Below are 20,062 nucleotides of genomic sequence, written 5' to 3' on the forward strand. Positions count from 1 at the left end.
GAGACCGCCATGTCCGCAGACCCGCAAGCACGCGAATCGATCGCCATCCGCATCCTCTGGATGCTGCTGTTCGTCCTGGTCTGGCAGGTCGCCGAACTGCTCCTCGGGGCGGTGGTGGTGATCCAACTGGTCTACCGACTGATCTACGGCGCGCCGAACGGCAGCCTGATGGCTTTCGGCGACAGCCTCAGCCAGTACCTGGCGCAGATCGGCCGTTTCGGTACCTTCCACAGCGACGAGAAACCCTGGCCGTTCGCCGACTGGCCGACCGCCCGCGCCGCCGAGGGCGAGGCCGCCCACCGCGTGCCGCCCGCCGCGCACCCGGCGCGCGACGAAGAGCCGAAGTTGTGAAGCTCTGGCTGTTGCGCCACGGCGAGGCCGAACCGCACGCCAGCCGGGACTCCGAGCGGAGCCTGACCGCCCATGGACGCAAGGAGGTGCTGCAGAGCGCCGCGCGGCTGGCCGGGTTGCCGCTGGACGGGATTCTCGCCAGCCCCTACGTGCGCGCCCAGCAGACCGCCGAGCTGGTGCGCGAGGCTCTGGGCCTGGTCGAGCCGGTCGGCACCGCGCCCTGGTTGACCCCCGACGACGATCCGCGCGAGGTGCTCGGTTTCCTCGACGAGCGCAGCGAGCGCAATCTCCTGCTGGTCAGCCACCAGCCCCTGGTCGGGGCGCTGGGCGGTCTGCTGGTGCATGGCAACCGGCGCGATCCGTTGCCGATGAGCACTGCCTCGCTGGCCGAGCTGGAAGGCGACTTCGCCGCCGCCGGGCTGATGACCCTGGTCTCGCTGCATCACCCGCGGCACGGCTAGGAAGCGCCTGGCGCAACGACTACAAACCGAAACATTTCCCGGCTTGCCTGCGGTTGGCTGTGATGGAATATTCGACCAAGCAAGTGCTTGGTCGATCTCCCAGAACAACAACAACGGAGGCGGTACGTGGTCACTGCAAATCGTCTGCCGCTCGAAGTCTTCTTCGAGCGCGAAAAGCGTCACCCGCAACGGCGTTACCTGGTGCAGCCCATCGGCGGCGGCCGGGTCGAGGAGCTGAGCTGGGGCGAGGTGGGCGACCAGGCGCGGCGTGCAGCCGCCTGGTTGCGCAGCCTGGATCTCCCCGCCGGCAGCCGTATCGCGATCATCTCGAAGAACTGTGCGCACTGGATCGTCACTGACCTGGCGATCTGGATGGCCGGGCACGTTTCCGTCCCCCTCTATCCCAATCTCACCGCCGAGTCGGCGCGCCAGGTGCTGGAGCATTCCGAGTCGGCGGTGGTCTTCGTCGGCAAGCTCGACGACTGGCCGGCGATGGCGCCCGGAGTTCCCGAGGGCATACCGACCGTGGCCATGCCGTTGCACCCGGAAGGGCGTTTCGACCGCCAGTGGAGCGATCTGCAGGCCTGCGCGCCGCTCGAAGGCGACACGCCGACCGCTGCCGAGCAACTCGCCACCCTGATCTACACCTCCGGAACCACCGGCGTGCCCAAGGGGGTGATGCACAACTTCAGCAGCTTCGCCTTCGCCGCCAGCCGCGGCGTGGAACTGTTCGGCACCCGCGAAGACGACCGGATGCTCTCGTATCTGCCGCTGTGCCACGTGGCGGAGCGGATGTTCGTCGAGATGGGGTCGCTCTACGGGGGAACCACAGTGTTCTTCGCCGAAAGCCTGGACACCTTCGTCGACGACATGAAGCGTGCGCGGCCGACCTTGCTGTTCGGCGTGCCGCGCATCTGGACCAAGTTCCAGATGGGGGTGTATTCGAAGATGCCGGCGCAGAAGCTCGACCGCCTGTTGAAGCTGCCGATCCTCGGCCGCATCGTCGGTCGCAAGGTGCTCGCCGGGCTGGGCCTGGACGCGGTGCGCTACGCGCTCTGCGGCGCGGCGCCGGTACCCGAGGCGTTGCTGCTCTGGTATCGCCGCCTGGGCCTGGACGTGCTCGAGGTCTACGGGATGACCGAGAACAGCGGCTACTCCCACGTCTGCCGGCCCGGCCGGCAGAAGACCGGCTGGATCGGCCAGAACAGCCCCGGCGTCGAGGTGCGTATCAGCGACGAGGGCGAGGTGCAGGTGCGCAGCGGCGCGACCATGGTCGGCTACTACAAGGAGCCGGAGAAGACCGCCGAGGTGCTCACCGCCGACGGTTTCCTGCGCACCGGCGACAAGGGCGAGCAGGACGCCGAAGGCAACCTGCGCCTGACCGGGCGGATGAAGGAAATCTTCAAGACCAGCAAGGGCAAGTATGTGGCGCCGGCGCCGATCGAGAACCGCCTGGCGGTGCACGATCGCATCGAGCAGGTCTGCGTGGTCGGCGAGGGCCTCAGCGCGCCGCTGGGGCTCTGCGTGCTCTCCGAGGTCGGTCGCCGGGAGGCCCTCAACGGCACCCGCGGGGCGCTGGAAAGCAGCCTGCGGGCGCACCTGGAACAGGTCAACGGTGCGCTCGACAAGCACGAGCGCCTGGTCGGGCTGGTCCTGGTGCAGGAAACCTGGGCGGTAGACAACGGTTTCCTCACGCCGACCTTGAAGATCAAGCGCAATATGGTGGAAGGTGCCTATGGCTCGCGCTTCCACGAATGGGTGGAACGCCGCGAGGCCGTGCTCTGGCACGAATGACTCCCACCGACGGGAAGCCCTTCCGGGCTTCCCCCTTGCGCAAGGAATTCCCATGAGCCTCTGGCGACAAACGCCCGACCTGGAGCAACTGAACGCCTCGCAGAAGAACAGCATCGGCGACCTGCTTGGCATCCGCTTCGAAGCCTTCGACGACGAGTCGCTGACCGCCAGCATGCCGGTCGACTCGCGTACCCACCAGCCGTTCGGCCTGCTGCATGGTGGCGCCTCGGTGGTCCTCGCGGAAAGCCTGGGCTCGATGGCCAGCTACCTGTGCGTCGATACCAGCCAGTACTACTGCGTCGGCCTGGAAGTGAATGCCAACCACCTGCGCGGCCTGCGCAGCGGCCGGGTCACCGCGGTGGCCAGGGCGATCCACCTGGGACGCACTACCCACGTCTGGGACATTCGCCTCAGTGGCGACGACGGCAAGCCGAGCTGCATCGCCCGCCTGACCATGGCGGTGGTTCCGTTGGCGGGCAGGGCGGGCTGAGCGCGGTCCGCAATTTTGTCCAAGATCGTTCCGTCCCGCTGGCGGTAGAGTAGCGGGATGGAGCAGATCACCCATCTCAGCAGCGGGATTCCCGGCGTACGCCTGATAGACGCCGAGCACAACCGTTTTTCCTTTCCCAGGCACTTCCACCTGGAGTACCACATCGGCTTGCTGTTGCAGGGCCGGCATCGCTATGCAGCCGGCGGCGAACGGCGCCTGGCCGGGGCCGGCGACGCGTTGCTGATGGCGCCGGAAAGCATCCACGACGGCAGCAGCGCCGGCGAGGAGGGCTACCGTATCCGCGTCCTGGCGCTCGATGCCGACTGGCTGGAGCGCGCCAGCCGTGACTTCAGCGACGGCCGGCGGGGGGCGCCGCGCCTGACCAGCAGCCTGGTCCGCGACGAGCGTCTACAGCAGCGCCTGCGTCAGTTGCACCTGGGCATGCTCGGCGGAGCGGCGGCGCTGGAGAACCGTCTGGCCCTGGAGGAGCACCTCTGGCAGGCGCTGGCCTGCCTGCTCAGCCTGGGCAGCAGCCTGCGCCTGGAGGAGGACGACCGGGAAGGCTTCGGCCAGCGCGACTGGACGCGGCTGCGCGACTGGCTGGAGTCGCGCCTGGAGTACCCGCCGAACCTGGAGGAACTGGCCGCCTTCTGTGGCCTGAGCCCCTGGCAGGCGCTGCGGCGCTTCCGCCGTCACTGCGGCCTGCCGCCGCACCAGTGGCTGACCCAACTGCGCCTGGAGCGCGCCTTGCCGCTGGTATTGCGCGGCGAGCAGCCGTTGAGCCAGGTGGCCCAGCAGTTCGGTTTCTACGACCAGGCGCACTTCAGCCGTCTGTTCCGGCGCACCTATGGGTTACCGCCGGCGCGCCTGCGTCAGCGCTGATTCGCGTTTTCCTTTCCGATCCCTTTTTCATGGAGTAGCCATGCAGGAATTGTCTGTCTTGCTGACCCTGGCGGCGGTGTTCGCCATAGCCCTGGTCAGCCCCGGTCCCGATGTCGCCCTGGTGGTGCGCACGTCCCTGCACCAGGGGCGGCGAGCCGGCCTGGCCAGCGCGCTGGGGCTGGCCTGCGGGATTCTCCTGCATACCACCCTGGTGCTGACCGGCGTGTCGCTGCTGCTCAGCCGTACGCCTGTGCTGTTCGCCACCCTGCAGGCGCTCGGCGCGTTGTACCTGGCCTGGCTCGGCATCGGCGCGCTGCGCGCCTGGCTGCGGCGCGGCGACGGCCAGCCGGGCCGGCTCGACGGGGCGCTGCCGCCGTCGCCCCTGGGGCCCTGGCTGCGCGGGGTGGCGACCAATCTGTTCAATCCCAAGGCGCTGGTGTTCTTCATCGCCCTGCTCGGCAGCCTGATTCCCGCGCAGATGTCGCTCGGCGGCAAGCTGGCGGTGGCGGCGCTGCTGTTCGGCATGGGCGCCTGCTGGTTCGGCCTGCTCAGCCTGACCCTTACCCGCCCGGCCCTGCAGGCCCGCCTGTTGCGCGCGGTGCCTTGGCTGGACGCGGCCTGCGGGGTGGTGTTCCTGCTGGTGGCGGCGGCGATCCTCGAGCATCTCGTCCGCTCTGCCTGAGGTTTTGGCCGCTTCGCCGTGCAAGGCAGCCGGCAAAGCCATTGCCGCCTCGGCGAGGCTGCCGGAGAATCCCTGGCATCAGCCCTGTCGAGACGTCGCGCATGTCGCAATCGGTTTTCTTCGCCCACGCCAACGGCTTCCCGTCGGCTACCTACGCCAAGCTGTTCGAGGCGTTGGCGCCGGAGTACCGGGTGGATCACCTGGAAATGCACGGGCACGACCCGCGTTTTCCGGTGAACGACAACTGGGACAACCTGGTGGACGAACTGCTGCACCACCTCGCCAGCCTGGAACAGCCGGTCTGGGGCGTCGGCCATTCCCTCGGCGGCGTGCTGCACTACCACGCGGCGCTGCGCCGGCCGGAACTCTACCGCGGCGTGGTGATGCTCGATTCGCCGGTGCTGACCCTCGCCGACCGCCTGGTGATCCGTGCCGCCAAGCGCTTCGGCTTCATCGACCGGATCACTCCGGCCGGGCGCACCCTGGGGCGTCGCGAGGCGTTCCCCGACCTGGAAGAGGCGCGGGCGTACTTCTCCGGCAAGGCGCTGTTCCGCCGTTTCGACCCCGATTGCCTGGAGGCCTACGTACGCCACGGGCTGGCCGACAGCGGCGGCGGTTCCGGCCTGCGCCTGCGCTTCGATCCGGCCACCGAGATCAGCATCTACCGTAGCGTGCCGCACAGCAGTCCGGGGCGTCCGCGGCAGTTGCAGGTGCCGCTGGCGATGGTGCGTGGGCGACACAGCAAGGTGGTGTTGCCGCACCACACCCGGCTGATCCGGGCGATGCCGCGCGGCGAGTTCATGTCGCTGCCCGGCGGCCACATGTTCCCGCTGGAGCGTCCGCGGGAAACCGCCGAACTGCTGAAAGGCGTGTTCGGTCGCTGGTCGCGGGCGACCGAGGAGCGCTCGGCATGAGCCTGCAGGTCGAGGAAGTACGCATCAGCCTGCCGCACATCGAACTGGCCGCGCATCTGTTCGGTCCGCCGGACGGCAAGCCGGTGATCGCCCTGCATGGCTGGCTGGACAACGCCATGAGCTTCTCGCGCCTGGCGCCGAAGCTCGCCGGACTGCGTATCGTCGCCCTCGACTTCGCCGGCCACGGGCATTCCGCGCATCGTGCCGAGGGTGCCAGCTACCTGCTCTGGGACTACGCGCTGGACGTGCTGATGGTGGCCGAGCAACTGGGTTGGGAGCGTTTTTCCCTGTTGGGGCACTCGATGGGCGCCATCGTCTCGGTGCTGCTCGCCGGGGCCTTGCCCGAGCGCATCGAGCGGCTGGCGTTGATCGATGGCCTGATTCCCTACACTGGCGAAGCCGACAAGGCGCCGCAGAAGCTCGGTGAAGCGCTGAAGGCGCAACTGGCGCTACGCCACAAGCGCAAGCCGGTCTATGCCGAGCTGGAAAAAGCCGTGGAAGCGCGGATGCGCGGGGTCGGCGAGATCTCCCGGGAGGCCGCCGAACTACTCGCCCAGCGCGGCCTGGAACCGGTGCCCGGTGGCTATACCTGGCGCACCGACGCGCGCCTGACCCTACCGTCGCCGCTGCGCCTGACCCAGGCCCACGCGCTGAACTTCGTGCGCAGCGTGGAGTGCCCGGTCAGCCTGGTACTGGCCGAGCAGGGCATGCTGGCGGTGGAGCCGCGCATGCGGGCGCTGCTGGAGACCCTGCCGTTCGAGCGGCACCACCTGCCGGGCGGGCATCACCTGCATCTGGACGACGAGGCCGGGGCGCAGGCGGTGGCCGGGGTCTTCGCGGCCTTCTTCGCGCGCTGAAACACCGGCTTGCCGTTGTTTCCTTGACTATTCCGGGTCCAGCCGTAAGGCTGGACGGATCGCTACGGAGAGTCACCCCATGATCGATCTCTACACCGCCGCCACGCCGAACGGCCACAAGGTTTCCATCGCCCTCGAGGAAATGGGCCTGCCCTACAGGGTGCACGCGCTGTCGTTCGACAAGAAGGAGCAGAAGGCTCCGGAATTCCTCAGGATCAATCCCAACGGTCGCATCCCGGCCATCGTCGACCGCGACAACGACGACTTCGCCGTCTTCGAGTCGGGCGCGATCCTCATCTACCTCGCCGAGAAGACCGGGCAACTGATGCCCGCCGACGTCAAGGGCCGCTCGCGGGTGATCCAGTGGCTGATGTTCCAGATGGGCGGGGTCGGCCCGATGCAGGGGCAGGCCAACGTGTTCTTCCGTTATTTCCCGGAGAAGTTGCAGGGCGCCATCGACCGCTACCAGCATGAGACCCGGCGCCTCTACGAAGTTCTCGACGGTCGCCTGGGCGAGGCCGAGTACCTCGCCGGCGACTACAGCATTGCCGATATCGCCACCTATCCCTGGGTGCGCATCCACGACTGGTCCGGTGTCGCCGTCGACGGGCTGGATAACCTGCAGCGCTGGATCGCCGCCATCGAGGCGCGTCCCGCAGTGCAGCGCGGACTGCTGGTGCCGCGGCGGGAGAAAGAGGGCGACGACGCCATCCGTACCGCCCAGTCGATGCTGACCCGTTGAGGGCCGGTATGCGAGGGTTCCTGTTGCTATCCCTGGGCGTTTTCAGCTTTTCGGCGCTGGCCGCCGACCTTCCCGGCAGCCATGACCTGGACATCCTGCCGCGCTTCCCGCGCGCCGAGATCGTCGACTTCCGCCAGGCGCCGAGCGAGGAACGGATCTACCCGCTAGGGGCGATCAGCCGCATCAGCGGTCGCCTGCGCATGGAGGGCGAGGTGCGCGCCGAAGGCGAGCTGACCGCACTGACCTACCGCTTGCCGCCCGAGCACAGCAGCCAGGAGGCGTTCGCCGCGGCGCGCACCGCGCTGCTCAAGGCCGACGCCACGCCGTTGTTCTGGTGCGAGCGACGCGACTGCGGCTCCAGCAGCCTGCTGGCCAACGCCGTGTTCGGCAATGCCAAGCTGTACGGCCCGGACGAGCAGCAGGCCTACCTGCTGGTGCGCCTGGCGGCGCCGCAGGAGAACAGCCTGGTGGCGGTCTACTCGATCACCCGTGGCAATCGCCGCGCCTACCTGCAGGCCGAGGAGCTCAAGGCCGATGCGCCGCTGGGGGAACTGCTGCCGAGCCCGGCGACCCTGCTGCGCCTGCTCAAGGCCAACGGCGAACTGACCCTCAGCCATGTGCCGGCGGACCCGGCCGGCTCCTGGCTGGAGCTGCTGGTGCGGACCCTGCGCCTGGATACCGGGGTGCGGGTCGAGCTGTCCGGCCAGCACGCCCAGGAGTGGCGCGACGCCCTGCGCGGGCAGGGCGTGCTGAACAGCCGCATGGAGCTGGGCCAGTCGGAGGTCGAGGGCCTGCACCTCAACTGGCTGCGTTGAACGCGTTCGCCCGGGCCTGCGGGCCCGGGCGATGGCGAAAATGCCTTCGGCAAGGCCGCCCTCCAGAGTAGACTGCCTTTCCCCCGCGCCCCACGCTCCGGCTGGAAACGGCGCACGCCGAGCGCTGTCTATCGGTGTATCCCCCTTTGAGGAAGGCCTGCCTTGATGTTCGATAACGATCGGCTGTTGCTTCGCGTGCTGCTGTTCGGTCTGCTCGGTGCCAGTCTCTGGGTGCTGGCGCCATTCTGGTCGGCGCTGTTCTGGGCCGCGGTGCTGGCTTTCGCCAGTTGGCCGCTGATGCGCATGCTCACGCGCCTGCTCGGTGGCCGCGAGTCGCTGGCGGCGGGCCTGTTGACCCTGGGCTGGATCGTCCTGGTGGCATTGCCGCTGATCTGGCTCGGCTTCGGCCTGGCGGACAACGTTCGCTCGCTGATGGAGCTGCTGAAGAATCTCCAGGTCGAGGGCCTGCCGCCGCCGCCTTCGTGGATGGCCGGCGTCCCGCTGATCGGCGACCGCCTGATCGGCTGGTGGGATTCCATCGACCAACAGGGCGTGGCGTTCTTCTACGTGCTCAAGCCCTATGTCGGCGAGGTCGGCAACTGGCTGCTGGCGCGCAGCGCGAAGATCGGCGGAGGGATCCTGGAACTGGTCCTCAGCCTGATCCTGATCTTCTTCTTCTACCGCGACGGGCCGCGCCTGGAGTCCATCGTCCACCGTGCCCTGGAACGCCTGATCGGCAACCGCGCGGAGCACTATCGCGACCTTGTCGCCGGCACCGTACAGCGGGTGGTCAACGGGGTGATCGGTACCGCCGCGGCGCAAGCCCTGCTGGCCTGGATCGGCTTCATGATCGCCGGCGTACCGGGAGCCATGCTGCTCGGCCTGCTGACCTTCGCCTGCAGCCTGCTGATGGTCCCGCCGCTGGTCTGGGGCCCGGCCACCGCCTGGCTGTTCTTCAAGGGCGACTATGGCCACGGGGTGTTCCTCGGCCTGTGGGGCTTCTTCATCATCAGTGGAGTGGACAACATCCTCAAACCCTACCTGATCAGCCGTGGCGGCAACCTGCCGCTGGTGGTGGTGCTGCTCGGGGTGTTCGGCGGCCTGCTGGCGTTCGGCTTCATGGGCCTGTTCCTCGGCCCGATCCTCCTGGCAGTGGCCTACAACCTGCTCAGCGACTGGATCGCCAGCACGCCGCGGACGCCGCCCGCCGAAGGGCGCGGCCCGGATGCCTGAGTGACGAAGGAGAAAAAGCCCCGCGATGCGGGGCTTTTGGCGTCTGCGGGGCTACAGGTGTTCGCTGCGGGCCCCCACGTACTGGCTGCGCCCGGCGCCGAGGCCGAACAGGGTGGCGGCGATGGCGACGCCGATGAAGATATAGCCGACCGCGTTCCAGCCGCCGGTCAGGTCGTGGACCACGCCGACCATGAACGGCCCCATGGCCGCCAGGGTGTAGCCGACGCCCTGGGCCATGCCTGACAGATGCGAGGCGACGTGGGCGTCGCGCGAGCGCAGGACGATCAGCGCCAGGGCGATGCTGAAGGTACCCCCCTGGCCGAGGCCGAGCAGGACCGCCCAGCCCCAGATGGTCTGGAGCGGCGCATAGAGGAAGCCGAGCAGGCCGGCGAGGGTGGTCGCCATCACCAGCACCACCGCCAGGCGCTGGTCCCTGGCGCGAGCGGCGAGCCAGGGCGCGAGCAGGGCGGTGATCAGTTGCAGCATCACCGAGCCGGACAGCACCAGGCCGGCTTCCACCGGAGTCATGCCGCGGTCGATCAGGATCGACGGCAGCCAACCGAAGACGATGTAGGCCAGGGACGATTGCAGGCCCATGTACAGCGTGACCTGCCAGGCCAGCGGGTCGCGCCACAGGCCGATGACACGGAAGGCCTGGCGATGGGCGTGCTGGCCCTGGCGGGTCTGCGGCAGCCAGAAGGCGGCGGCGAGGATCGCCGGCAGCGACCAGAACGCCAGCGCCAGTTCCCAGTTGCCGAAGAGCTTCTCCAGCGGCGCGGTAGCGCCGGCGGCGAGTGCTGCGCCCAGGCACAGGGCCATGGTGTAGACCCCGGTCATCACCCCGGCCTGGCGCGGGAAGTCGCGTTTGACGATGCCCGGCAGGAGCACGCCGATGATGCCGATGCTGGCGCCGGCCAGGACGCTGCCGGCGAACAGGCCGAACACCGGGAACAGGCTGCGCAGGACGATGCCGCCGGCCAGGCAGAAGAGGATCAGCAGCACGCTGCGCTCGGCGCCGATACGCCGGGCCAGGCGCGGCGCGAGCGGCGCGAACAACCCCAGGCAGAGTACCGGAGCGGTGGTCAGCAGGCCGGCGGCGGCGGCCGAGAGGCCGGTATCGTCGCGCACCTGGTTGAGCAGGGGGGCGAGGCTGGACAGTGCCGGGCGCAGGTTCAGCGCCACCAGCACCAGGCCCAGCAGGAGCAGCCAGGGGCGTAGCGGCGGCGCCGGCGGGACTGGTTCGTCGTCGATTTCGGCGTCGATCAGCAGTTCTTCCGGAGGATGGCCGGGGTGCGCTCCCGGCCGGGCATTCAAGGCGTGAGTCATGGGTCTGTCCCGGGTTCAGATCAGCAGTGCGCGGTTGGCCGCGGCGGCAGCGTCCGGGTCTCCGCGTTCTATGGCGTCGAGCAGTTGCTGGTGCAGCTCGAAGCAGGGCTGGGCCCTTTGTGGGTTGGTCATGGTGCGTTCCAGCGAGGTCCGGATGACCTGCGAGAAGTAGCGGTAGAGTTCGCTGAGCACCGGATTGTGGGCGGCATCGACCATCCGTTGGTGGAAGCGGACGTCGTGCTCGATGTAGTCCTGCAGGTCGGCGCTGCCGTAGCGCTGGCGCGAAGCGTCGAGATGTTCGCGCAATGCGCTCAGGTCGCTGTCGTCGCGGCGTACGGCAGCCAGGCGTGCCGCTTCGATCTCGATCATCCCGCGTGCCTCCAGGGAGTGCTGCACCGCGCTGCGCGCCAGCACCAGCATGGTTTCCAGCGGATCGGCGCAGGCGCGCACGTAGGTGCCGTCGCCCTGGCGGACTTCCAGCACGCCGGAGAAGGTCAGCACCCGCACCGCTTCGCGCACGGTGTTGCGGCTCATGCCGAGCAGCTCGGCGAGTTCCGGCTCCGGCGGCAGGCGCTGGCCGAGCGGCCAATGGCCGGCGTCGATGCGCTGGCGGATCTGCTCCAGGGCGATGTCCACCAGGGAGCGCTTGAGAGGAATGGGCACGGAAGAAACATCCAATCATCGGATGAATTTGCGCGCAGGATACCTCGGCAACTGCAAGCCCGGAAAGCGTCGCTCGGGGAAAAAGCGTTGGCCTGGCGGCGAGACGCATGACGCTGCGCCGCCAGGTCGCCGATGCGTCAGCCTACGGCGGCGGTTTCGCCGGCGCGCAGGGACATGCCCAGTTGCGCTCGTCGGCGCAGCCAGGGACTGGGCCGGTAGCGCGGGTCGCCGGTAAGCGCCTGCAAGCGCTGGAGAATGCTCAGCAGGCGCCGCGGGCCGAGGCGGTCGCCCCATTCCAGCGGGCCGTGGGGATAGCCGAGGCCGAGGTGCACCGCCTGGTCGATATCCTCGACGCTGGCAATGCCCTGCTGGGCAATGTCGCAGGCGAGGTTGACGATCATCGCCAGTACCCGCTGGACGACGAAGCCGGGACTGTCGCGCAGCACCGTGACCCCGACGCCGTCGCCAGCCAGCAGCGCGTGGGCCGCGTCGCGCATGGCCGGGGCGGTCAGCGGCGAGAGCATCAGGCAGCGCCGGCGCTCGAGGTCGCAGAGCAGGTCGATGCCGACGCTGCGCTCGGCGGGACAGGCGAAGCGCTGTACGGCGCTGCTCAGGTCCTCGCCCCAGGCGGCCAGCAGGCAGAGCGCTGCGGCGGAGGGACGTTCGCCGGTTTCCGGTTCGGCGCCGAGGCGATGCAGCAGTCCGGCGAGCGTGCGACGGTCGTCCTCGTTTTCGCAGCCCAGCCACACCGGGGGCCGGATGGCGGCTTGCGGCACCGGTTGCGGACCGGGCTTGTCCTGCGGCTGGCCGTCGACGTAGCGGTAGAAGCCCTGGCCGCTCTTGCGCCCGAGACGGCCGGCAGCGAGCAACTGGCGGGTCAGCGGGTGCGGGCGGTAGCGCGGTTCCTGGTAGTACTGCTGGTAGATCGATTCCATCACCGGGTGCGACACGTCGAGGCCGGTAAGATCGAGCAGTTCGAACGGCCCCATGCGGAAGCCGGCGCACTCGCGCAGCACACGGTCGATCTCGGCGCATTCGGCGACGCCTTCGCCGAGGATGCGCAGGGCCTCGGTGCCATAGGCGCGGCCGGCATGGTTGACGATGAAGCCGGGGCTGTCCTTGGTCCGTACGCCGCGGTGGCCCAGGCGCGCGGCGAGCGCGAGCAGGGCGTCGCCGACTTCCGGAGCGCTGGCCAGGCCGTCGACCACCTCGACCACGCGCATCAGCGGCACCGGGTTGAAGAAGTGAAAGCCGGCGACCCGCTGCGGCCGCTCGCAGGCGGCGGCGATGGCGGTGATCGACAGCGACGAGGTATTGCTGGCGAGGATGGTCTCCGGCGCGACTATGGCTTCCAGCCGGCGCAGCAATTCCTGCTTGGCCTCCAGGCGCTCGACGATGGCCTCCACCACCAGTTCGCAGGTACCCAGTTGTTCCAGGCGTTCCGCCACCCGCAGCCGGTTTTGCGCGGCCTCGGCGGCGGCGCTGCTCAGCTTGCCTTTGCCGCACAGGCTCTCGAAGGTCTGCCGCAGGCGCTGGCGTGCCTCGGCGGCGGCTTCGGCGCGACTGTCGAACAGCCATACGATCAGGCCGGCCTGGGCGGCGATCTGGGCGATCCCGGTGCCCATCGCACCGGTACCGACCACGGCGATACAACGAATATCGGGCATCGTCTATTTCCCCTGGTAGTTCGGCGGGCGTTTCTCCAGGAAGGCGTGCATGCCTTCCTTCTGGTCCTGCGAGTCGAACAGCAACTGGAACGCCTTGCGCTCTAGGGCCAGTGCACTGTCCAGCGGCAGGTCGGCACCGGCCAGGACCACCTCCTTGATTTGCGCCAGCGCCAGAGGGGGCAGGCGGGCGATCTCCGTGGCCAGTTCCAGGGCGCGCGCCAGCGTCGACTCGTCCGCCACCACTTCGCTGACCAGGCCCATGGCCAGCGCTTGCGGAGCCTTCACCAGGCAGCCGGTGAACAGCATGCGCAGCGCCTGGAACTTGCCCACCGCCCGTACCAGGCGCTGGGTGCCACCGGCACCCGGCATCACCCCGACCTTGATCTCCGGCTGGGCGAACTGTGCCGACTCGCCGGCGACGATCAGGTCGCAATGCATCGCCAGTTCGCAGCCGCCGCCCAGGGCGAAGCCGTTGACCGCGGCGATCACCGGCTTCGGGCAGCGCGCGATGGCTTCCCAGTAGCGCTCGCCGTGGCGACCGTACAAGCCGATCGCCGTGCTCGTCGAGAGATCGCGGAGATCGGCGCCAGCTGCAAAGCAGCGCGAGTCGCCGGTGAGCACGATGACGCGGATCGCCGGATCCGCGCCGAGCGTCTGGAAGTGGGTGGCGAGGCGCTGGCGCACTTCGTCGTTCAGCGCGTTCCTGGCTTGCGGACGATTGAGGCGAAGCAGGGCGATATCGGCTGCGGGAAATTCGAGCAGAACCACCGGCGAAGGATCGGCGGACATGGAAGCTCCGATGAATTGTTATTTCGCTATGCGAAATATGGTTTCATGATTTAGCGAAAATAATCGGCGGCAGCCGTAGCGTTGTAAACACTCCCGCCGGGTTTCAGCCGCTTAACTTGTACAACCTATTGTTTAAAAAGAATTTTATTTTCATTGTTGAAATTGAAGGGTTCTACTATTGATTTCGCTATGCGAAACATGATTTTGTTTTATTGATTTTTGAAAAAAGAGATCCCTACTATGCGCGGCAATGACGAGCGCCGGAGTCCGGCGGAAGGTGCCAGTACGGAAGCGGAAGTGTCCGCCTTCGAAGCTGTGCTGATCGACCCGATGCAGGAGAACGACGAGGAACTCAAGGACCGCCAGTTCGTCACCGCGCTGGCCCGCGGGTTGGAATTGCTGCGCTGTTTCACGCCACGGGAAAGTCTGCTGGGCAACCAGGAACTGGCGAAGAAGACCGGCCTGCCGAAGCCGACGGTGTCGCGTCTGACCCACACCCTGACCCGGCTGGGCTATCTGCGTCACCTGCCGCATAGCGGCAAGTATCAATTGGAAGTGGGGGTGATGTCGTTCGGCTACGCGATGCTCTCGAACCTGTCGATTCGCGCGCTCGCTCGCCCGTTGATGGAAGAGATGGCCGGCTACGCCAAGGCCGCGGTGGCCATGGCGGCCCGCGATCGGCTGAGCATGGTCTACCTCGATGTGGTGCATGGCGAGGCCAACCTGACCATGCGTCGCCAGGTCGGCAGCCACCTTTCGCTGCACCGCAGCGCGATCGGCCGGGCCTGCCTGGCGGCGATGCCGGAGGACGAGCGGGAATTCATCCTCGGGCACATTCGCAAGCGCCACCCGGAAGACTGGCCGGAGGTGCGCAAGGGGCTGGAGCGGGCCTTCCGCGACTATGCCGACTACGGTTTCTGCCTGTCGCTGGGCGAGTGGCAACGCGACGTCAACGCGGTGGGCGTGGCCTTGCACCACGAGAGCCATGGGCTGCTGGCGTTCAATTGCGGCGGGCCGAGTTTCCACCTCAAGCGCGAGAAACTGGAGGACGACATCGGCCCGCGCCTGCTGCACATGGTCCACAACATCGAGGCCGCCACCCGCTGACCGAGGCCGGTGACGGAATCATCGCAACCGGCCTAAGGGCCTATTGGAGTGAGCATGATTCGTGATCCGGAAACCCTGAACCTGCTGCTGGACAGCATCCGCCAGTTCGTCCGCGAAAGCCTGCTGCCTCATGAGCAGGAAGTGGCGGAAACCGACCGCATCCCCGAGGCGATCATCGCCCGCATGCGCGAGATGGGCCTGTTCGGCCTGTCGATCCCGGAGACCTACGGCGGCCTCGGGGTGACCATGGAGGAAGAGGTGAGCATCGCCTTCGAACTGGGGCGGACCTCGCCGGCGTTCCGTTCGCTGCTGGGCACCAACAACGGCATCGGCTCCCAGGGCATCGTCATCGACGGCACCGAAGAGCAGAAGCGGCGCTACCTGCCGCGCCTGGCGTCGGGCGAACTGCTCAGTTCGTTCTGCCTCACCGAACCGGACTCCGGTTCCGACGCCGCCTCGCTGAAGACCACGGCGGTGCGTGACGGCGAGCACTATGTGCTCAACGGTACCAAGCGCTTCATCACCAACGCCCCGCAGGCCGGCATCTACACCGTGATGGCGCGCACCGACCCGGCGATCCGTGGCGCCGGCGGAATCTCCGCTTTCGTCGTCGAGCGCGGTACGCCCGGGCTGTCCCTGGGCAAGCCGGATCGCAAGATGGGACAGAAGGGCGCGCATACCTGTGACGTGATCTTCGACGACTGCCGGGTGCCTGCCAGCCAGTTGATCGGCGGGGTCGAGGGCGTCGGCTTCAAGACCGCGATGAAGGTGCTCGACAAGGGCCGCCTGCACATCGCTGCGGTCTGCGTGGGGGTCGCCGAGCGGATGCTCGAGGATGCGTTGCGCTATGCCCTGGAACGCAAGCAGTTCGGCCAGCCGATCGCCGAGTTCCAGTTGATCCAGGCGATGCTTGCCGACAGCAAGGCCGAAGCCTACGCGGCGCGCTGCATGGTCATCGACGCCGCGCGGCAGCGCGACGAAGGCCGCGATGTCGGTACCGAGGCGTCCTGCGCCAAGCTATTCGCCTCGGAAATGTGCGGCCGTGTCGCCGACCGCGCGGTGCAGATCTTCGGCGGCGCCGGCTATATCGGCGACTACGGGATCGAGCGCTTCTATCGCGACGTGCGACTGTTCCGCATCTACGAAGGCACCACGCAGATCCAGCAACTGGTGATCGCCCGCAACATGATCCGCGCCGCCCAGGGCTAGCGTCGATCCTTCGCCTTGTCACCGGCCGTGGCGCAGTCCCCGGCCGGTTGCTGTCCCAGGCGCTGTCCGCGCCACTCTTTACGCTTTCTTTATGCCGTCCGACGCGGCCCGGAATCGCTTCTTTACGCCCCCTTTGCGGAGACTTTCCCTCAAGCGGCAGAGGCCGCTCGAAGGAGAGATCGCACACATGACCGTTCTGGATTGGTTGTCCCTGGCCCTGGCCACGGGACTGTTCGTCTATTTGCTGGTGGCGCTGCTACGCGCCGACCGTGCCTAGGGGAGGGCACATGAACAGCCACGAGATTCTCTTGATCCTGGCCTTTTTCGCCCTGGTCCTGGTGCCTGCACCGTTCCTCGGGCGCTACTGCTTCAAGGTGATGGAAGGCCAACGCAATCTCCTCAGCGCGCCGCTGGCGCCACTGGAGCGCGTCTGCTATCGCCTGTTCGGCGTCGATCCGGCGAGCGAGCAGGACTGGAAGACCTACACCCTGGCGCTGCTGGCATTCAACCTGGCCGGCCTGGTCCTGCTGTTCTCGATCCTCATGCTGCAGGGCAGCCTGCCGCTGAACCCGCAGCACCTGCCGGGCCTGGAATGGACCCTGGCGTTCAACACCGCGGTCAGTTTCGTCACCAACACCAACTGGCAGGCCTACAGCGGCGAGGCCTCGCTGAGCTACTTCAGCCAGATGGTCGGCCTCACGGTGCAGAACTTCGTCAGCGCGGCGGTCGGCCTCTGCGTGCTGGTGGCCCTGGCGCGCGGTATCAGCCGCCGCTCCACGCGACAACTGGGCAACTTCTGGGTCGACCTGACCCGCGGCACCCTCTACGTGCTGCTGCCGCTGTGCCTGCTGCTGGCGCTGCTGCTGGTCTGGCAGGGCGTGCCGCAGACCTTCTTCGACTATGCCCATGCCACCACCTTGCAAGGCGCCGAGCAGACCATCCCGCTCGGCCCGGCGGCCAGCCAGATCGCCATCAAGCAGCTGGGCACCAACGGCGGCGGCTTCTTCGGCGTCAACTCGACCCATCCGTTCGAGAACCCGAGCGCCTGGAGCAACCTGTTCGAAGTGGCCTCGATCATCCTGATCCCGGCGGCGCTGGTATTCACCTTCGGCCACTACGTGAAGGACCTGCGCCAGAGCCGCGCGATCCTCGGCTGCATGCTGCTGCTGTTCTGCCTCGGCCTGGGCCTGTCGCTGTGGGCCGAATACCAGCCGAACCCGGCGCTGGCGCAGTTGCCGATCGAGCAGGGCGCGCCGATGGAGGGCAAGGAGAGTCGCTTCGGCACCGCCGCCAGCATGCTCTGGGCGATCACCACCACCGCCGCCTCGAACGGCTCGGTGAACGCCATGCACGACAGCCTGAGCCCTCTGGGCGGCATGCTGCCGCTGCTGAACATGATGCTCGGCGAGGTGATCTTCGGCGGCGTCGGCGCCGGCCTCTACGGCATGCTGCTGTTCGTCCTGATCGCGGTGTTCCTCGCCGGCCTGATGGTCGGGCGGACGCCGGAGTACCTGGGCAAGAAGCTCGAGGCGAAGGAGGTCCGCCTGCTGGTCTTCACCCTGCTGGTGATGCCTGTCGGCGTGCTGGTGCTCGGCGCCATCGCCGCCAGCCTGCCGGGGCCGGCTTCGGCGGTGACCAATCCCGGCCCGCACGGTTTCAGCCAACTGCTCTACGCCTACACCTCGGGGAGCGCCAACAACGGCTCGGCGTTTGCCGGTTTCGGCGCCAACACGCCGTTCCACAACCTGATGATCGGCCTGGCGATGCTCATCGGCCGCTTCGGCTACATCCTGCCGATCCTCGCCATCGCCGGCAGCCTGGCGGCGAAGAAGGCCAGCCCGGTGGGGCCGAACAGTTTCCCGACCCATGGCCCGCTGTTCGTCAGCCTGCTCACCGTGACCATCCTGCTGGTCGGCGGCCTGACCTTCCTGCCGACCCTGGCCCTCGGCCCGATCGCTGAACAACTGAGCCTCGGCTTCTGAAGGAATCGCACATGAACGCTCAGACCCAGGCGTCCAAGAACGCCTTGCACAAATCGCTCGAACGTCGCCATAACGCGTCCACCAGCCTCGCCGCCTTGTGGCGGCCGGCGCTGCTGCAAGCCTTCGTCAAGCTCGACCCGCGCCAGTTGCTGCGCTCGCCGGTGATGCTGGTGGTCGAACTGACCGCCGTGCTCACCACCTTGCTGTGCTTCGTCCCCGACCAGGCGGTGCCGACCTCGGTGGCGCTGCAGATCGCCCTCTGGCTGTGGTTCACGGTGCTCTTCGCCAATTTCGCCGAAGCGCTCGCCGAGGGTCGTGGCAAGGCCCGCGCGGACAGTCTCAAGGCCGGCAGCCAGGGCCTCTCCGCCAATAGGCGGCGCGCCGACGGCAGTTTCGAGAGCGTCGCTGCCGGCAGCCTGCGCAAGGGCGATGTGGTACGGGTCCAGGCCGGCGAGATGATTCCCGGCGACGGCGAAGTCATCGAAGGTGTGGCGGCGGTCAACGAGGCCGCCATCACCGGCGAATCGGCGCCGGTGATCCGCGAGTCCGGCGGCGATCGCTCGGCGGTGACCGGCAATACCCTGGTGGTGTCCGACTGGTTGCTGGTGCGGATCGGCGCCAACCCGGGCGAGTCGACCCTGGACCGGATGATCGCCCTGGTGGAAGGCGCCAAGCGGCAGAAGACCCCCAACGAAGTAGCGCTGGACATCCTGCTGATCGGCCTGACCCTGATCTTCCTGCTGGTGGTGGTGACCCTCAAGCCGTTCGCCCTGTTCGCCGGCGGCAACCTGCCGCTGGTGTTCCTGGTGGCGCTGCTGGTGACGCTGATCCCGACCACCATCGGCGGCCTGCTCTCGGCCATCGGCATCGCCGGCATGGACCGCCTGGTGCGCCTGAACGTGATCGCCAAGTCCGGTCGCGCGGTGGAGGCGGCCGGCGACGTCCACGTGCTGCTGCTCGACAAGACCGGCACCATCACCTTCGGCAACCGCCGCTGCAGCGCGCTGTACGCCGCGCCGGGGGTGAGCGGCAAGGAACTGGCCGAGGGCGCGTTGCTGGCCTCGCTGGCCGACGACACGCCGGAAGGCAAGTCGATCGTCGAATACTTGCGCATCCTGCATCCGATCGAGGAGCCGCGCCGCGAGGAGCTGACGCCGATCGCCTTCAGCGCGGAAACCCGCCTGTCCGGGGTCGACTGGAACGGCCAGGTGTACCGCAAGGGGGCGGTGGATGCGGCGCTGCGCTTCATCGACCTGCCGCGGGAGAAGATGCCCGAGGTGCTTTCGCGGGAGGTGGACAAGATCGCCCAGAGCGGCGGTACCCCGCTGCTGGTGGTAGCCAACGGCCGGCTGCTCGGCGCCATTCACCTGAAGGACGTGGTCAAGCCGGGCATTCGCGAGCGCTTCGCCGAACTGCGCCGGCTGGGCATCCGCACCGTGATGGTGACCGGCGACAACCCGCTGACCGCCGCTGCCATCGCCGCCGAGGCAGGGGTCGACGACGTGATCGCCGAGGCTACCCCGGAGAAGAAACTGGCGCGGATTCGCCAGGAGCAGGGCGAAGGTCGCCTGGTGGCGATGTGCGGCGACGGTGCCAACGACGCCCCGGCGCTGGCCCAGGCCGACGTCGGCATGGCCATGAACGACGGCACCCAGGCCGCCCGCGAGGCGGCCAACCTGGTCGACCTGGACAGCGACCCGACCAAGCTGCTCGACGTGGTCCAGGTGGGCAAGGAGTTGCTGGTCACCCGCGGCGCGTTGACCACTTTTTCCATCGCCAACGACGTGGCCAAGTACTTCGCCATCCTGCCGGCGCTGTTCGTCGGCATCTACCCGCAGCTCGACGTGCTCAACGTGATGCGCCTGCAAAGCCCGCAGAGCGCGATCCTGTCGGCCATCGTGTTCAACGCGCTGATCATCGTCGCGTTGATCCCACTGGCCTTGCGCGGCGTGCGGGTGCAGGCGGCGGACGCTTCGCAACTGCTGCAGCGCAACCTGCTGATCTATGGCGTCGGCGGCCTGGTGGCGCCGTTCCTCGGGATCAAGGCGATCGACCTGTTGCTGACCGCCGTCGGCCTGGCATGAACAACGGCCCTCGC

General features: G+C 67.9%; 20 protein-coding genes. 16 read left to right on the forward strand and 4 right to left on the reverse strand.

Annotated elements, in window-relative coordinates; translation table 11 throughout:
* The first annotated feature begins 9 nt into the window (after positions 1 to 9).
* The 11 genes from HMPREF2886_RS07100 to HMPREF2886_RS07150 all read left to right on the forward strand — a co-directional run bounded on the left by HMPREF2886_RS07100 (position 10) and on the right by HMPREF2886_RS07150 (position 9,221).
* Entirely contained in the window at positions 10 to 351 is a 342-nt protein-coding gene (locus HMPREF2886_RS07100; protein WP_033973237.1) for a DUF4389 domain-containing protein, read from the forward strand.
* Positions 348 to 812, forward strand: coding sequence for a phosphohistidine phosphatase SixA (sixA, locus tag HMPREF2886_RS07105; protein WP_033973236.1), 465 nt, complete (start codon positions 348 to 350; stop codon positions 810 to 812). Before HMPREF2886_RS07100 ends, sixA begins: the two co-directional genes overlap by 4 nt.
* A gap of 126 nt (positions 813 to 938) precedes the next feature.
* A complete protein-coding gene (locus HMPREF2886_RS07110; RefSeq protein ID WP_033976304.1) occupies positions 939 to 2,606 on the forward strand; it encodes an AMP-binding protein in 1,668 nt (555 codons plus the stop codon).
* Between the two features lie 52 nt (positions 2,607 to 2,658).
* Positions 2,659 to 3,096 carry a hotdog fold thioesterase gene (locus tag HMPREF2886_RS07115; RefSeq protein WP_003087490.1) on the forward strand — a complete coding sequence of 146 codons (438 nt, stop codon included), beginning with the start codon at positions 2,659 to 2,661 and terminating at the stop codon, positions 3,094 to 3,096.
* A gap of 57 nt (positions 3,097 to 3,153) precedes the next feature.
* Complete coding sequence (locus HMPREF2886_RS07120; RefSeq protein ID WP_033973232.1) at positions 3,154 to 3,978, forward strand: AraC family transcriptional regulator; 825 nt, start codon at positions 3,154 to 3,156, stop codon at positions 3,976 to 3,978.
* A 40-nt stretch (positions 3,979 to 4,018) separates the two neighbouring features.
* Positions 4,019 to 4,660 carry a LysE family translocator gene (locus HMPREF2886_RS07125; RefSeq protein WP_033976305.1) on the forward strand — a complete coding sequence of 214 codons (642 nt, stop codon included), beginning with the start codon at positions 4,019 to 4,021 and terminating at the stop codon, positions 4,658 to 4,660.
* Between the two features lie 101 nt (positions 4,661 to 4,761).
* Complete coding sequence (locus HMPREF2886_RS07130) at positions 4,762 to 5,574, forward strand: alpha/beta fold hydrolase (protein WP_033973229.1); 813 nt, start codon at positions 4,762 to 4,764, stop codon at positions 5,572 to 5,574.
* On the forward strand, positions 5,571 to 6,431 hold the full coding sequence (locus HMPREF2886_RS07135; protein ID WP_033976306.1) for an alpha/beta fold hydrolase: 861 nt from the start codon (positions 5,571 to 5,573) through the stop codon (positions 6,429 to 6,431). Before HMPREF2886_RS07130 ends, HMPREF2886_RS07135 begins: the two co-directional genes overlap by 4 nt.
* A gap of 79 nt (positions 6,432 to 6,510) precedes the next feature.
* On the forward strand, positions 6,511 to 7,173 hold the full coding sequence (locus HMPREF2886_RS07140) for a glutathione S-transferase family protein (RefSeq protein ID WP_003087500.1): 663 nt from the start codon (positions 6,511 to 6,513) through the stop codon (positions 7,171 to 7,173).
* 8 nt (positions 7,174 to 7,181) lie between these two features.
* Positions 7,182 to 7,988 carry a DUF4892 domain-containing protein gene (locus HMPREF2886_RS07145; protein ID WP_057388305.1) on the forward strand — a complete coding sequence of 269 codons (807 nt, stop codon included), beginning with the start codon at positions 7,182 to 7,184 and terminating at the stop codon, positions 7,986 to 7,988.
* Between the two features lie 165 nt (positions 7,989 to 8,153).
* On the forward strand, positions 8,154 to 9,221 hold the full coding sequence (locus tag HMPREF2886_RS07150; protein ID WP_003097861.1) for an AI-2E family transporter: 1,068 nt from the start codon (positions 8,154 to 8,156) through the stop codon (positions 9,219 to 9,221).
* A 51-nt stretch (positions 9,222 to 9,272) separates the two neighbouring features.
* On the opposite strand, the gene HMPREF2886_RS07155 is transcribed toward HMPREF2886_RS07150, so the two are convergent.
* The 4 genes from HMPREF2886_RS07155 to HMPREF2886_RS07170 all read right to left on the reverse strand — a co-directional run bounded on the left by HMPREF2886_RS07155 (position 9,273) and on the right by HMPREF2886_RS07170 (position 13,666).
* A complete protein-coding gene (locus HMPREF2886_RS07155) occupies positions 9,273 to 10,547 on the reverse strand; it encodes a CynX/NimT family MFS transporter (RefSeq protein WP_070747011.1) in 1,275 nt (424 codons plus the stop codon).
* Positions 10,548 to 10,562: 15 nt separating this feature from the next.
* Positions 10,563 to 11,210, reverse strand: a complete 648-nt coding sequence (locus HMPREF2886_RS07160) for a FadR/GntR family transcriptional regulator (RefSeq protein WP_070747013.1) — start codon at positions 11,208 to 11,210, stop codon at positions 10,563 to 10,565.
* 137 nt (positions 11,211 to 11,347) lie between these two features.
* Entirely contained in the window at positions 11,348 to 12,877 is a 1,530-nt protein-coding gene (locus HMPREF2886_RS07165; protein ID WP_039027188.1) for a 3-hydroxyacyl-CoA dehydrogenase, read from the reverse strand.
* A gap of 3 nt (positions 12,878 to 12,880) precedes the next feature.
* Positions 12,881 to 13,666: an enoyl-CoA hydratase gene (locus tag HMPREF2886_RS07170; RefSeq protein WP_033976315.1), complete on the reverse strand. Its 786-nt coding sequence runs from the start codon at positions 13,664 to 13,666 to the stop codon at positions 12,881 to 12,883.
* 240 nt (positions 13,667 to 13,906) lie between these two features.
* Here HMPREF2886_RS07170 and HMPREF2886_RS07175 point away from each other — a divergent pair, with 240 nt between their 5' ends.
* The 5 genes from HMPREF2886_RS07175 to kdpB all read left to right on the forward strand — a co-directional run bounded on the left by HMPREF2886_RS07175 (position 13,907) and on the right by kdpB (position 20,048).
* Positions 13,907 to 14,773: an IclR family transcriptional regulator gene (locus HMPREF2886_RS07175; RefSeq protein WP_033973216.1), complete on the forward strand. Its 867-nt coding sequence runs from the start codon at positions 13,907 to 13,909 to the stop codon at positions 14,771 to 14,773.
* A 54-nt stretch (positions 14,774 to 14,827) separates the two neighbouring features.
* Positions 14,828 to 15,982, forward strand: a complete 1,155-nt coding sequence (locus HMPREF2886_RS07180; RefSeq protein WP_070747015.1) for an acyl-CoA dehydrogenase family protein — start codon at positions 14,828 to 14,830, stop codon at positions 15,980 to 15,982.
* Positions 15,983 to 16,169: 187 nt separating this feature from the next.
* The gene (locus HMPREF2886_RS07185) at positions 16,170 to 16,259 is read left to right on the forward strand and encodes a K(+)-transporting ATPase subunit F (RefSeq protein ID WP_003097848.1); all 90 of its coding nucleotides are present in this window, start codon (positions 16,170 to 16,172) and stop codon (positions 16,257 to 16,259) included.
* 10 nt (positions 16,260 to 16,269) lie between these two features.
* Positions 16,270 to 17,964: a potassium-transporting ATPase subunit KdpA gene (kdpA, locus tag HMPREF2886_RS07190; protein ID WP_033973214.1), complete on the forward strand. Its 1,695-nt coding sequence runs from the start codon at positions 16,270 to 16,272 to the stop codon at positions 17,962 to 17,964.
* 11 nt (positions 17,965 to 17,975) lie between these two features.
* On the forward strand, positions 17,976 to 20,048 hold the full coding sequence (kdpB, locus tag HMPREF2886_RS07195; protein ID WP_070747017.1) for a potassium-transporting ATPase subunit KdpB: 2,073 nt from the start codon (positions 17,976 to 17,978) through the stop codon (positions 20,046 to 20,048).
* Positions 20,049 to 20,062 lie beyond the last annotated feature (14 nt).

It is taken from the genome of Pseudomonas sp. HMSC066A08, from assembly GCF_001813025.1.
GTDB lineage: Bacteria > Pseudomonadota > Gammaproteobacteria > Pseudomonadales > Pseudomonadaceae > Pseudomonas > Pseudomonas aeruginosa.

Bases quoted from the DNA above. Each gene is read 5' to 3' on its own strand.
- kdpB (WP_070747017.1), top strand. From the start codon at position 17,976: ATGAACGCTCAGACCCAGGCGTCCAAGAACGCCTTGCACAAATCGCTC.
- HMPREF2886_RS07150 (WP_003097861.1), top strand. From the start codon at position 8,154: ATGTTCGATAACGATCGGCTGTTGCTTCGCGTGCTGCTGTTCGGTCTG.
- HMPREF2886_RS07115 (WP_003087490.1), top strand. From the start codon at position 2,659: ATGAGCCTCTGGCGACAAACGCCCGACCTGGAGCAACTGAACGCCTCG.
- HMPREF2886_RS07185 (WP_003097848.1), top strand. From the start codon at position 16,170: ATGACCGTTCTGGATTGGTTGTCCCTGGCCCTGGCCACGGGACTGTTC.
- HMPREF2886_RS07100 (WP_033973237.1), top strand. From the start codon at position 10: ATGTCCGCAGACCCGCAAGCACGCGAATCGATCGCCATCCGCATCCTC.
- HMPREF2886_RS07165 (WP_039027188.1), bottom strand. From the start codon at position 12,877: ATGCCCGATATTCGTTGTATCGCCGTGGTCGGTACCGGTGCGATGGGC.
- HMPREF2886_RS07135 (WP_033976306.1), top strand. From the start codon at position 5,571: ATGAGCCTGCAGGTCGAGGAAGTACGCATCAGCCTGCCGCACATCGAA.
- HMPREF2886_RS07170 (WP_033976315.1), bottom strand. From the start codon at position 13,666: ATGTCCGCCGATCCTTCGCCGGTGGTTCTGCTCGAATTTCCCGCAGCC.
- HMPREF2886_RS07140 (WP_003087500.1), top strand. From the start codon at position 6,511: ATGATCGATCTCTACACCGCCGCCACGCCGAACGGCCACAAGGTTTCC.
- kdpA (WP_033973214.1), top strand. From the start codon at position 16,270: ATGAACAGCCACGAGATTCTCTTGATCCTGGCCTTTTTCGCCCTGGTC.
- HMPREF2886_RS07175 (WP_033973216.1), top strand. From the start codon at position 13,907: ATGCGCGGCAATGACGAGCGCCGGAGTCCGGCGGAAGGTGCCAGTACG.
- HMPREF2886_RS07180 (WP_070747015.1), top strand. From the start codon at position 14,828: ATGATTCGTGATCCGGAAACCCTGAACCTGCTGCTGGACAGCATCCGC.
- HMPREF2886_RS07145 (WP_057388305.1), top strand. From the start codon at position 7,182: ATGCGAGGGTTCCTGTTGCTATCCCTGGGCGTTTTCAGCTTTTCGGCG.
- HMPREF2886_RS07125 (WP_033976305.1), top strand. From the start codon at position 4,019: ATGCAGGAATTGTCTGTCTTGCTGACCCTGGCGGCGGTGTTCGCCATA.
- HMPREF2886_RS07130 (WP_033973229.1), top strand. From the start codon at position 4,762: ATGTCGCAATCGGTTTTCTTCGCCCACGCCAACGGCTTCCCGTCGGCT.
- HMPREF2886_RS07120 (WP_033973232.1), top strand. From the start codon at position 3,154: ATGGAGCAGATCACCCATCTCAGCAGCGGGATTCCCGGCGTACGCCTG.
- HMPREF2886_RS07155 (WP_070747011.1), bottom strand. From the start codon at position 10,547: ATGACTCACGCCTTGAATGCCCGGCCGGGAGCGCACCCCGGCCATCCT.